This is a genomic window from Pseudoroseicyclus sp. H15 (assembly GCF_054353345.1).
In genome coordinates this window covers 635,629-647,783 of sequence record NZ_JBTHJE010000001.1, presented here as the reverse complement: position 1 = coordinate 647,783, position 12,155 = coordinate 635,629, and the positions used below count along the sequence as shown (strand labels likewise).

12 protein-coding genes are annotated in these 12,155 nt (G+C 67.9%); 11 read left to right on the top strand and 1 reads right to left on the bottom strand.

The annotated features are described in order from the left end of the window. Nucleotides 1–74: 74 nt before the first annotated feature. Nucleotides 75–608, top strand: a complete 534-nt coding sequence (locus tag ACXN5S_RS03050) for an NUDIX hydrolase (protein ID WP_458603908.1) — start codon at nucleotides 75–77, stop codon at nucleotides 606–608. Then, nucleotides 605–2,122 carry an inorganic phosphate transporter gene (locus tag ACXN5S_RS03045; RefSeq protein WP_458603907.1) on the top strand — a complete coding sequence of 506 codons (1,518 nt, stop codon included), beginning with the start codon at nucleotides 605–607 and terminating at the stop codon, nucleotides 2,120–2,122. Before ACXN5S_RS03050 ends, ACXN5S_RS03045 begins: the two co-directional genes overlap by 4 nt. Nucleotides 2,123–2,400: 278 nt before the next feature. On the opposite strand, the gene ACXN5S_RS03040 is transcribed toward ACXN5S_RS03045, so the two are convergent. After that, a complete protein-coding gene (locus ACXN5S_RS03040) occupies nucleotides 2,401–2,958 on the bottom strand; it encodes a TlpA family protein disulfide reductase (protein WP_458603906.1) in 558 nt (185 codons plus the stop codon). Between ACXN5S_RS03040 and argH the strand changes: the two genes are divergently transcribed. From argH to uvrC, 9 genes are all read left to right on the top strand, one after another. After that, nucleotides 2,957–4,345 carry an argininosuccinate lyase gene (gene argH, locus ACXN5S_RS03035; RefSeq protein ID WP_458603905.1) on the top strand — a complete coding sequence of 463 codons (1,389 nt, stop codon included), beginning with the start codon at nucleotides 2,957–2,959 and terminating at the stop codon, nucleotides 4,343–4,345. The two genes, ACXN5S_RS03040 and argH, sit on opposite strands and share 2 nt — an antisense overlap. Before the next feature lie 408 nt (nucleotides 4,346–4,753). Continuing rightward, entirely contained in the window at nucleotides 4,754–4,972 is a 219-nt protein-coding gene (locus ACXN5S_RS03030) for a hypothetical protein (RefSeq protein ID WP_458603904.1), read from the top strand. Nucleotides 4,973–5,257: 285 nt separating this feature from the next. Beyond that, on the top strand, nucleotides 5,258–6,202 hold the full coding sequence (locus ACXN5S_RS03025; RefSeq protein ID WP_458603903.1) for an ABC transporter ATP-binding protein: 945 nt from the start codon (nucleotides 5,258–5,260) through the stop codon (nucleotides 6,200–6,202). Continuing rightward, nucleotides 6,199–6,960 carry an ABC transporter permease gene (locus tag ACXN5S_RS03020; protein WP_458603902.1) on the top strand — a complete coding sequence of 254 codons (762 nt, stop codon included), beginning with the start codon at nucleotides 6,199–6,201 and terminating at the stop codon, nucleotides 6,958–6,960. Before ACXN5S_RS03025 ends, ACXN5S_RS03020 begins: the two co-directional genes overlap by 4 nt. Before the next feature lie 170 nt (nucleotides 6,961–7,130). Further along, nucleotides 7,131–7,928 carry a S49 family peptidase gene (locus ACXN5S_RS03015; RefSeq protein WP_458603901.1) on the top strand — a complete coding sequence of 266 codons (798 nt, stop codon included), beginning with the start codon at nucleotides 7,131–7,133 and terminating at the stop codon, nucleotides 7,926–7,928. Nucleotides 7,929–7,935: 7 nt separating this feature from the next. Next, complete coding sequence (locus ACXN5S_RS03010; protein WP_458603900.1) at nucleotides 7,936–8,115, top strand: hypothetical protein; 180 nt, start codon at nucleotides 7,936–7,938, stop codon at nucleotides 8,113–8,115. Beyond that, complete coding sequence (locus ACXN5S_RS03005) at nucleotides 8,112–9,068, top strand: calcium/sodium antiporter (RefSeq protein WP_458603899.1); 957 nt, start codon at nucleotides 8,112–8,114, stop codon at nucleotides 9,066–9,068. The genes ACXN5S_RS03010 and ACXN5S_RS03005 overlap by 4 nt, the downstream gene beginning before the upstream one ends. Further along, complete coding sequence (locus ACXN5S_RS03000; RefSeq protein WP_458603898.1) at nucleotides 9,065–9,859, top strand: SDR family oxidoreductase; 795 nt, start codon at nucleotides 9,065–9,067, stop codon at nucleotides 9,857–9,859. The genes ACXN5S_RS03005 and ACXN5S_RS03000 overlap by 4 nt, the downstream gene beginning before the upstream one ends. 284 nt (nucleotides 9,860–10,143) lie before the next feature. Then, complete coding sequence (uvrC, locus tag ACXN5S_RS02995; protein ID WP_458603897.1) at nucleotides 10,144–12,018, top strand: excinuclease ABC subunit UvrC; 1,875 nt, start codon at nucleotides 10,144–10,146, stop codon at nucleotides 12,016–12,018. The last annotated feature ends 137 nt before the right edge of the window (nucleotides 12,019–12,155 follow it).

Sequence of the window (12,155 nt, the reverse complement as noted above, 5' to 3'; positions counted from 1 at the left end):
GTGCCAAAGGTTGCGCGACAGGGGCCTGAGCGGTTAGACCCTGCCGAATGCCAGCCCCGGAGGCCCCTGCATTCATGCTTCAACGTCTGTGGACCGATTACATCTCGCCCGTGCTCGGGCGCCCGCCACGCTTTCAGGTGGCGGCGCTGTGCTATCGCGAGACGGCCGGCGGGCTGGAGGTGCTGCTGGTCACCTCGCTGGAGACGAAGCGCTGGATCCTGCCCAAGGGCTGGCCGCATTCGGGCGTGGATGCCGCCGGCACCGCCATGGCCGAGGCTTGGGAAGAGGCCGGGGTGAAATGGGCGGGCGGCGACCGGCCCATGAAGATCGGCAGCTACCGCTATGCCAAGCGCCTCTCGGGCGGGCTGCCCGCGGCCACGGTCGTGGATGTCTACGCCCTGAAAACCGCCAAGCTGCATGATGCCTATCCCGAGGCCGGCCGCCGCGAGCGCCGCTGGGTGAGCCCGGAGGAGGCCGCCGAGGCCGTGCAGGAGCCCGAGCTGAAGGCGCTGCTGCGCGAGCTGCCGGCGCATATGCGCGCGGCGGAGGCGGCCCAAGCCGACGAGGCTCGCCGCAAGGCCGCCCGCAAGAAGGGCCGGGCCCGGTGAAGGGCCCCGAGGAGCTGCGCCCCAGCGCCGCCGACGAACCTGCCTGGTCGACGCTCGACCGCGACCTCAACCGCCTCTCCCGTCTGGAGGCCGCCGGCCTTTACGCCGCCCGGCCGCTCGTGGGCATTGGGCTGTCGATGGTCTTCGTGGCGCTGGCCGCGCTGGCCGCGGTGGTTCTGACCGGCGCCGACAGCGGCTCGCTTGCCGTCATCGTGGCGGCGGCCTTCGGCGCCTATATGGCGCTGAACATCGGCGCCAATGACGTGGCCAACAACATGGGGCCAGCCGTGGGCGCCCGCGCGCTGTCGATGGCCGGCGCCATCGCCATTGCCGCCATCTTCGAGAGTGCGGGCGCGCTGATCGCCGGTGGCGACGTGGTCGACACGATCTCGAAGGGCATCATCGACCCGGCGAGCCTCGCCGGCGGCGGTGAGAGCGGGCACAGCGTGTTCATCTGGGCGATGCTGGCGGCGCTGCTCTCCTCGGCCATCTGGGTCAATCTCGCCACATGGATCGGCGCGCCCGTCTCGACGACGCATAGCGTCGTGGGCGGGGTGATGGGCGCGGGCATCGCGGCAGCGGGTCTGTCGGCAGTGAGCTGGCCGACGATGGGCGGAATTGCAGCGAGCTGGGTGATCTCCCCGGTACTGGGCGGCGTGATCGCAGCCGCGATGCTGGCCTTCATCAAGTGGCGCATCATCTACGTGCCCGACAAGATCGCCGCCGCCCGCATCTGGGTGCCCGTGCTCATCGGCGTGATGGCCGCGGCTTTCGCCGCCTATCTGTCGCTGAAGGGTCTCAAGCGCGTCATTCATATCGACATGCCGATGGCGCTGATGATCGGCGCCGGTGTCGGGCTGGTGCTCGGCCTGGCCTCGGTGCCGCTGGTGCGCCGGCAATCGGTGGGGCTGGAGAACCGCAACCGCTCGCTCAAGGTGCTGTTCCGCCTGCCGCTGGTGCTGTCGGCGGCGCTCCTTTCCTTCGCGCATGGCGCCAATGATGTGGCCAACGCGGTGGGGCCGCTGGCGGCGGTGGTGCATGCGCAAGACAGCGCGGGGGTCGCCTCCGAGGTCTCCATCCCCGTCTGGGTGATGGTCATCGGCGCCTTCGGCATCTCGTTCGGGCTGATCTTCTTCGGGCCGAAGCTGATCGGCATGGTCGGCAACCAGATCACCAAGCTCAACCCGATGCGGGCCTATTGCGTGGCGCTCTCCGCCGCAGTCACGGTGATCGCCGCCTCCTGGGCCGGCTTGCCGGTGAGCTCAACGCATATCGCGGTGGGCGGCGTCTTCGGCGTGGGCTTCTTCCGGGAGTGGGACACGGCGCGGAGGGCGCGCAAGCTGCGCATCGACCTGCCGCCGGCAGACCGTATCGCCGCCGAGGAGCGCGGCCGCCGCAAGCTGGTGCGCCGCTCGCATTTCCTGACGATCATCGCGGCATGGCTGGTGACGGTGCCTGCGGCGGCGCTGCTGTCGGCGGCATGCTTCCTGGCACTGTCGTGGGTGGGCGGCTGAGGGGGGCATTTCCCTTCAGCTGGGAGTTCCGGGGACGGCGGGTCTGGAGACCACGCCTAACGCCGGCCCGTGGGGTGGCGCCAGAACCTCACCGCTACCTCGCTTTATGCCAGCCACACCCCTGCTCGCGGCGTGCTGTGCACCGACGGCAACAGAGCGCTAGCCCGCCGGGACGGGCCGGCGCTCACGCGGCGGGTTGAAGGCCCTGATTCCGGGCCGGGGACTGAGCTGTGAGCTAGATTAGAACCACGGCGGATCGGACCCCGCCGAGGGTCGCCCTACCCCTCCATCACCGCCGCGATCAGCGCCTGCGCCTCCGACGAATTCCAATCCGCCCCGCCGATAAGACGGCCGACCTCTTGGCCATTAGCGTCGATCAGCACCGTGATCGGCAGGCCGAGAACGCCCATGTCGCGCGCCAGTCGTTGCTGCGGGTCGAGCGCCACCGGCAGGTCTTCCACGCCGATCTCGGCGAGGAAGCTCTCGATCGCGGGCATCGGGTTCCGCCCCGTGGCGATGGTCAGCACCGTGAAGTCCTCGCTGCCCATATCTTCCTGCAGGGCGGCCAGCGTGGGCATCTCTTCGCGGCAGGGGGCGCACCAGGTGGCCCAGAAGTTCACCAGCAGCACCTGACCCTCGTAATCGGCCAGAACCTGCTCCGTCCCCTCCGGCCCGGTGAACGCCTCGCCCGAGACATCGCGCTCGGCCAGCACAAACTTGCGCATGTCGCCGGTGAGCAGGTCGTCCAGCCCGGCCGCCTGCGCCGGAATTGCGGCAAGGCCCCCCGCGGTATAACAGGCGGCGACCAGAGCAGCGCGCAGGAGAGAGAAAGCCATGTCGAAAACCTCCAACGCCATGTGGGGCGGGCGCTTCGCCGCCGGGCCCGATGCGATCATGGAGGCGATCAACGCCTCGATCTCCTTCGACCGGCGTCTCTACGCCGAGGATATCGAGGGTTCCCGCGCCCATGCGGCGATGCTCGCCAAGGCCGGCATCGTCTCGGATAAAGATGCCGAGGCGATCCGGGAAGGCCTGCTCACGATCAAGTCAGAGATCGAGGCCGGTGACTTCGAGTATTCCACCGCGCTGGAAGACATTCACATGAATGTCGAGGCGCGCCTGAAGGCGCTGATCGGCGAGGCCGCCGGGCGCCTGCACACGGGCCGCAGCCGCAACGACCAGGTGGCGCTCGACTTCCGCCTCTGGACGCGCGGCCAATGCGACGCGGCGATCGAGGCGCTGACCAAGCTCATCCGCGCGCTGGTGGCGCGGGCCGAGGAATGCGCCGACGCGGTGATGCCCGGCTTCACCCATCTGCAGGTCGCCCAACCGGTGACCTTCGGCCACCACCTGATGGCCTATGTCGAGATGTTCGACCGCGACCTCTCCCGCTTTGCCGATGCCCGTGCGCGCATGAACGAGAGCCCCCTCGGCGCCGCCGCGCTCGCCGGTTCGTCCTTCCCGCTCGACCGCGAGATGACGGCGGAGGCGCTCGGCTTCGACCGGCCGATGGCGAACTCCATGGATGCGGTGGCCGACCGCGACTTCGCGCTGGAATACCTCGGCGCCGCGAGCATCTGCGCGATGCATCTCAGCCGGCTGGCGGAAGAGATGGTCATCTGGTCGACCGCCCAGTTCCGCTTCGTGGCGATGGGCGATGCGTGGTCGACCGGCTCGTCGATCATGCCGCAGAAGCGCAACCCCGATGCGGCGGAGCTGATCCGCGGCAAGATCGGGCGCATCCTCGGCGCGCAGGTGGCGCTCTTCACGGTGATGAAGGGCCTGCCGATGACCTACGGAAAGGACATGCAGGAGGACAAGGAGCAGGTCTTCGACGCCGCCGACAACCTTCTGCTGTCGCTCGCCGCGATGGAGGGCATGGTCGCCACGATGATCCCCAACCGCGAGTCGATGCGGGCGAGCGCCGCGCTCGGCTTCTCCACCGCGACGGACCTCGCCGACTGGCTGGTGCGCGAGCTGGGCCTGCCGTTCCGGGAGGCGCACCACGTGACGGGCGCGTTGGTGGCGAAGGCCGAGGGCAAGGGCTGCGACCTGCCGGACCTGACGCTAAAGGAAATGCGGGAGGCGCACGAGGGGATCACCGAGGGGGTCTTCAGCGTGCTCGGCGTGGAGAACTCGGTGGCGAGCCGGACGGTCTATGGCGGGACGGCGCCAGAGCAGGTGCGGGCGCAGGTGAAGCGGTGGAAGGAACTGCTGGGCTGAGGGGGCCGGGAAGGTGGGTTGAAAACCCACCCCACCGGGCCGCGTAGGTTGGGTTTGTAACCCACCGCCCACACCGGCCAATGGATGCCACGCTGCCTACCGGACCGCTCTCCAACTGGCGCCCCGGTTGCACGCCGGCCCGTGGGGTGGCGCTGCAACGGTCCTTCTGGTGCGCTTTATGCCCGCCAAACCCCTCCCCGCTCCGAGCGAGGCGCCAAGATCAGCCAGAGCGCCAGCCCGCCGGGACGGGCCGGCGCTCGCGCGGCGCCTGCGGCTTGATTCCGCGCGGGGACACAGCCGAGACCTCGCGCAGGAACGCCCACCAACGGCCACCGCCCGCACTCAGGGGATGGCACGTCGCCGCATCCGCGCTACTCTTCCCCCGAACCTCCCACCCCGGAGCCCGTCATGACCCGACCCACCCGCCTCGCGGCCACGCTCCTCGCCCTCTTCGCCCTCGCGGCCTGCGACCCCAATGTGCCGCCCACCGCGAATGCCTCGGTCAGCGCCGGGCCGGGCGGGGTGTCTCCGGGTGTCAGCGTCGGCCAGCCGGGCAGCCCGGCTCGGGTGACCGTCGGGCCGCGCGGGCTGGGGCTTGGCCTCGGGCCCATCGGAATCCCGCTGTGAGGCTTCTGGCCCTCGCCGCCTTGCTCGCCGCGCTGGCTGCCTGCGGGGCAGACGGGCCGCCCGTTCCGCCCTCGGCACCCGCCTTTTCGCGCTGATAGCGGCGCCCCGCGCGCGGCCGCGCCGGCTACAGCCTCAACAAAGGTTGAGGGCAAGGCCCTTCTGCCACTGCTCAATAAATATACATTGAACCCTTGGCCTATCCGGCGCTCACCCCTATTTGACCCCTCACCACGCCCCGACCGTCCTGGCGGGCGCAAAAAATCCGTGAACGAGGGAGGCGCGCCGATGGCGGCCATGATCGAGGTCGAGAACCTCAGGAAAACCTATGAGGGCGGGTTCGAGGCGCTGAAAGGTGTCTCGCTCACCATCGAAGAAGGAGAGATCCTCGCCCTGCTCGGCCCCAATGGCGCCGGCAAGACGACGCTGATCTCCACCATCTGCGGCATCACCGAGCCGACCTCCGGCACCATTCGCGTCGGCGGCATCGATGCCGCGAAAGACCCGAAGGGCGCGCGCCGGCAGATCGGCATCGTGCCGCAGGAAGTGAACATCGACATGTATGCGAAGGTCTGGGATTCCATCGCCTTCACCCGCGGCCTCTGGGGCAAGCCCCGCAATGACGCGCATGTCGAAAAGGTGCTCAAACAGCTCTCGCTCTGGGACAAGAAGGACGGCAACGTCATGTCCCTCTCCGGCGGCATGAAGCGCCGGGTGCTGATCGGCAAGGCGCTCTCTCACGAGCCGAGCGTGCTGTTCCTCGATGAGCCGACCGCCGGTGTCGATGTCGAGCTGCGCAAGGGCATGTGGGAAGTGGTCGAAGAGCTGCGCAAGGCCGGCACCACCATCATCCTGACGACCCACTACCTTGAAGAGGCCGAGGCGATGGCCGACCGCATCGCCGTCATCACCGGCGGCGAGATCCGGCTGGTGGAGCGCAAGGATACGCTGATGGCCCGCATGGGGCACAAGACGCTGACCATCGAGCTGGCAGAGCCGGTGGGCACGCTGCCCCCGGCCCTCGCCGAGCGCGGCGTGGTGATGGAGGGGCCGCAGCAGCTCTCCTACACCTACGACAGCACCTCGGGCAGCACCGGCATCACCCGCCTGCTCACCGCGATCCGCGACGAGGGGCTGAAGCTGGCCGATCTGTCGACCAAGCAATCGAGCCTCGAGGAGATCTTCGTCGGGCTCGTGCATGAAGACGACAACGAGAAGGAGGCGGCCGAATGAACGGACACGCCGTCGCCACCATCTACAAGCGCGAGATGCAGCGCTTCCGCCGCACCATCGTGCAATCGCTCGTGGCGCCCGTCATCTCCACCTCGCTCTATTTCGTCGTCTTCGGCGCCGCCATCGGCAGCCGGATCGACCAGGTCGAGGGGGTCAGCTACGGCGCTTATATCGTGCCGGGCCTCATCATGCTGACCGTGATGATGCAGGCCACCACCAACTCGGCCATCTCGATCTACTTCCCAAAATACATGGGGGCGATCTACGAGATGCTGGCCGCGCCGGTGAACTTCTTCGAGGTCACGCTGGGGCTTGTCGGCGGGGCTATGACGAAGGCGCTGATCATCGGGGCCATCATCCTTGGCACGTCGTTCTTCTTCGTCGATCTGAACATTCAGCACCCATTGGCGATGCTCGGGTTCCTGTTGCTCACCTGTCTGAGCTTCGCCCTTCTGGGGTTCATCATCGGCATCTGGGCGAACAGCTTCGAGCAGCTCAACCTCGTGCCGCAGCTGATCCTGACGCCGCTGATCTTCCTTGGCGGCTCGTTCTACTCCGCCTCGATGCTGCCGTCGTTCTGGCAGACGGTGATCCACCTCAACCCGGTGTTCTACCTGATCTCGGGCTTCCGCTGGAGTTTCTTCGGCGAGTCGGATGTGGCGGTGGGCGTGTCGCTGTTTGCCATCGCGATCTTTACGGCGATCTGCCTGGGTGTCATCGCCTGGATCTTCCGCACCGGCTGGCGCCTGCGGAGCTAAGGCGGCGGGTCTTCCGCCCCCCGGGAGACCCAACCAATGGCGCCACCCCGCTCGCCGGCTCGTGGGGTGGCGCTCCACCTCTTCCGCTATCGCGACTCATGCCCGCCAAGCCCCTCCCAGCGAGCGGGTCCGCCTTGCCGGGAAGGGCCCCAGACCCTACATCCTTTTCCATGTTTAACCGTTTCTTCGGCGCCTCGCGCCCGACCGTCGCGATCATCCGCCTCGAGGGCGCCATTTCCTCGGCCGGCCCCCGCGCCGGGCTGAGCGATCACGGCCTCGCGCCTCAGATCGAAAAGGCGTTCCGGCGCGGCAAACCTGCCGCCGTGGCGCTCGCCATCAATTGCCCCGGCGGCTCGGCGGCGCAATCCTCTCTCATTGCCAGTCGCATCCGGCGGCTCAGCGAAGAGAAGAAGGTGCCCGTCTTCGCCTTCTGCGAGGATGTCGCGGCCTCGGGCGGCTACTGGCTGGCCTGCGCGGCCGACGAGATCTTCGTCGACGACACCTCGATGGTCGGCTCCATCGGGGTCATCGCCGCCTCGTTCGGGCTCAACGACTTCATCGAGCGGCACGGGATCGAGCGGCGCGTGCACACCGCCGGCGAGAGCAAGAGCCTGATGGACCCGTTCCGCCCGGAGAAGGAAGAAGACGTCGCACGGCTCAATACCTGGCTGGAGCAGCTGCACGAGGCGTTCATCGCCCATGTGAAATCCCGCCGCGGCCCCAAGCTCGACGAGAGCGAGAACCTCTTCACCGGCAATATCTGGATCGGCCGCCACGCCATCGAGAAGGGCCTCGCCGATGGCGTTGGCCATCTGGTGCCCGAGATGAAGCGTCGCTTCGGCGACAAGACGCGCTTCCGCACCTACGGGCCGAAGAAGTCGCTGATGGCCCGCTTCGGCGCCTCTGCCGCCGCCGGCGCCATGGAAAGCCTGGAGGCGCGGCTTGCCTTCGGCCGTTTCGGGCTTTGACCGGGGCATGATCTTCAAGATCATCACGCTGTTCCTCGTCTTCATGGCCGTCGTCGCCATGTTCGGCAAGCTCCGCTTTCCCAAGCTGCCCGGCGGCGTCGCCCGGCGCCTGGGCGGCACCTGCCCGGCCTGCGGGCGCCCCCGCATCGGCAAGGGCCCATGCCCCTGCGGCAAGGAGAACGCATGATCGACTGGCTCTTCGTCGCCGCGGGCGTGGTGATCCTTCTCTTCGCCGGCGATGCGCTGGTGAAGGGCGCGGTGAACCTGTCGCTGCGGCTGGGCATCCCGGCCCTGATCGTCTCGCTCACCGTCGTGGCCTTCGGCACCTCGGCGCCCGAACTGCTCGTCTCTGTCGCCGCCGTGCTGAACGGCTCGCCGGGGCTGGCTTTGGGCAACGTGGTTGGCTCGAACATCGCGAACGTGCTGCTCATCCTCGGCATCCCGGCGCTCGTCACCACGATCAGCGCGCAGAATATCGACGTGAAGAGCTCCTACCTGCAGATGCTGGCCGCGACGCTGCTTGTCATGGTGCTCGCCGCCATCGGCGGGGCGCTGTTCCGCTTTGACGGGGTGATCCTACTAGCCGCGCTGGCGGCGATCCTGTGGATCACCGGGCGCCAGGGCGTGAAGGAGCGGCGCGCCAACCGCGCGGCTGAGGCCGAGGCGGAGGAGCCTGAGGGCGCCGACCCCGACATGCGCGCCTGGAAGATCGGGATGTTTCTCGTCATCGGCCTCGTCGGCCTGCCCGTGGGCGCCAACCTGCTGGTGACCGGGGCCACCGAGATCGCCCTGCGCTGGGGCGTGTCGGAAACCGTGATCGGCCTTACGCTTGTGGCCATCGGCACCTCGCTGCCCGAGCTGGCCACCTCCTTCGCCGCCGCGCTGCGCAAGCAGACCGATGTGATCATCGGCAATGTCATCGGCTCGAACTTCTTCAACCTGCTCGCCATCCTCGGCGCCGCCACGCTGTTCGGCCGCATCCCGGTGGGGGCAGAGGTCTTCTGGGCCGATTTCCCGATGCTGCTGGTCTCCAGCCTGCTGCTGGTGCCGCTGGTCTACTTCCGGCGTGACATCACGCGGCTCTGGGGCCTGGCCTTCCTCGCCCTCTACGTCGGCTTCGTCCTTGTGGTGCTGCTATGAGTGACCCCGCCCCCAAACGGGCGCTCGTCACCGGCGCCGGCGCCCGCATCGGCCGGGCCATCGCGCTGGCGCTGGCCGAGAGCGGCCATGACGTGGCGCTGCATTGCAACCACTCCACTGACGGCGCCGAGGCGGCGGCGGAGGAGATCCGCGCCATGGGCCGCAAGGCTGCCGTCGTGCAGGCCGACCTGATGGACGAGGCCCGCGTGGCCGAGATCGTGCCGGAGGCTACCGAGGCACTCGGCGGCGCCCTGACCTGCCTCGTCAACAACGCCTCGGGCTTTCAGTTCGACAAGATCGAGACGGCCACGCCCGAGAGCTGGGACATCAACATCGCCACCAACCTGCGCGCGCCGCTCTTCCTGCTGCAGGCCTTCGCCGCGCAGGCGCCGGAGCCGCTGGAGGACGAGCACGGCGAGAAGATCGCCCAGGCGCTCTGCGTTAACATGCTCGACCAGCGCATCCGCAACCTCAGCCCGGCGCTGATGACCTATACGGTCGGCAAGATGGGCCTCTGGGCGCTCACCCGCACCGCCGCGCAGGGCCTTGGCCCCAAGGTGCGCGTCAACGGCATCGCCCCCGGCTCGACCCTGCCGGCAGAGAACGAGCCCGAGCAGCGCTTCCGCGCCCGCCGCACTGCCGGGCCGCTGCGGCGGGGCACCGATCCTGCCGATATCATCGGGGCTTTGCGCTACCTGCTGGAGGCGCGCACAGTGACCGGCCAGGCCATTGTGGTGGATGGCGGCCAGCACCTGATGTGGGAAAAGCTCGACAGCGCCGGCTGGGCCTGACACGGCCCGCAGCCACCTGCCCCGGCGACTTGTCCTCACCTGTCATGCAGCCGTAACAAAACCGTAATGATTCCAGAAGTTTACCATTCAGTAATAAATTTCCCGAGCGTTTACAGCCCCTTAGAGAAGCGCCTCTTTGTTGGGCAATGTGACGAAGTGGGTTGTAGGCAAGGGAAAATCTCCGGTCGCGGGAGTTTGTCCGCAGACTTATCCACAGAAGTCGTGGATGCCTTCGTTCTTGCGCCCCGGGTGCTTAAATGGAATCGGCAGGCGGGAATCAGGTGATGAGCGACTCAGCCGAACAGGGGGGCAAGGCCCCCGCCAAAACCGGGTATGCCGTGATCGCCGGCTACCTCAAGACGCTGGGCACCGGGCCCGGCGTCTACCGTATGCTCGATACCGAAGCGCGGGTGCTTTACGTCGGCAAGGCAAAGAACCTGAAGGCCCGCGTCTCCTCCTATTCGCGGCCCGGCCAGCACTCGCCCCGCATCGCGCGCATGATCGCCGACACAGCCTCGATGATGTTCCTCTCGACGCGGACAGAGACGGAAGCGCTGCTGCTGGAGCAGAACCTGATCAAGCAGCTCAAGCCGCGCTTCAACGTGCTGCTGCGTGACGACAAGAGCTTCCCCAACATCCTCGTCAGCCATGAGCATGCCTTCCCGCAGATCAAGCTGCACCGCGGCTCGAAGACCGAGAAGGGCGATTACTACGGCCCCTTCGCCGGTGCCGGCTCCGTCCGCCGGGTGCTCAACCAGCTGCAGAAGGCCTTCCTGCTGCGCAACTGCTCCGACAGCACCTTCGAAAGCCGCACGCGCCCCTGCCTGCTCCACCAGATCCGGCGCTGCTCGGCCCCCTGCGTTGGGCTGATCTCGGAGGAGGATTACATGGCCAGCGTGAAGGACGCGCAGCGCTATCTCACCGGTAAGTCCACCGCCATCCAGGCGCAGCTGGCGGGCGAGATGCAGGCCGCCAGCGAGGCGATGGAATTCGAGCGCGCCGCCGCCCTGCGCGACCGCATTCGTGCCCTGACGCTGGTGCAGACGAACCAGGGCATCAACCCGCAGGGCGTGCCCGAGGCCGATGTCATCGCGCTGCACCGCGATGGCGGCCAGGCCTGTGTGCAGGTCTTCTTCATCCGGGCCAACCAGAACTGGGGCAACCGCGACTTCTACCCCCGCCTGAACGGCGAGGAGGATGCCAGCGAGATCATGCAGGCTTTCCTGGGCCAGTTCTACCAGAACCACGAGCCGCCCCGGCTGATCCTCACCAACACGGGGCTCGACGATCCCTCGCTGATGGAAGAGGCGCTGAGCGAGCAGCTCGGGCGCCGGGTGCAGATCGCCGTGCCGCAAAAGGGCGAAAAGGCCGAGCTTGTCGGCCACGCCGCCCAGAACGCCCGCGAAAGCCTCGCCCGTCGCATGAGCGAGAGCGCCACGCAGGCACGGCTGCTGGAGGGCGTGCAGGAGGCCTTCGGGCTCGCCGCCGTGCCGCGGCGCGTGGAGGTTTACGACAACAGCCACATCATGGGCACCAACGCCATCGGCGCGATGATCGTGGCGGGGCCGGAGGGCTTCGAGAAAAGCCAGTACCGCAAGTTCAACATCAAGGACGAAAGCCTGAACGGCGACGATTTCGGTATGATGAAGGAGGTGCTGACCCGCCGCTTCCAGCGCCTGCTGAAGGAAGACCCGAACCGTGAGGGCGAAACCTGGCCCGACCTTCTGCTCATCGACGGCGGCGCCGGGCAGGTAAGCGCCGTCCACGAGGTGATGGCCGAGCTGGGGGTGGAAGACATCGCCATGATCGGCGTCGCCAAGGGCGTCGACCGCGATCTCGGCAAGGAGGAGTTCCACCGAAAGGGCCAGCGCGTGATGGCGCTGCGCCACAACGACCCGGTGCTCTACTTCATCCAGCGCCTGCGCGACGAGGCGCACCGCTTCGCCATCGGCACCCACCGGGCCAAGCGCGCCAAGGCCACCATGGCCAACCCGCTCGACGAGGTGCCCGGCGTCGGCGCCGCCCGCAAGCGCGCCTTGCTGGCGCATTTCGGCTCTGCCAAGGCAGTGAGCGGCGCGGCCCTGGCCGATCTGAAGGCCGTGGGCGGCATCAGCGAGGCGATGGCCGAGAAGATCTACGCCCATTTCCACGAAAGCTGAGGCGGCGCTCCCCACGCCGCACTCTTCAACCCATCGTAAACGCTGAGGCCTTAGAGCTTTTGGCAAGCGGTCGTCGCCACTCGGCGGGCGGCGTTTGCCAATTCGGTGATGGCCCCGGGCTGTTAACGGTTCAGCGA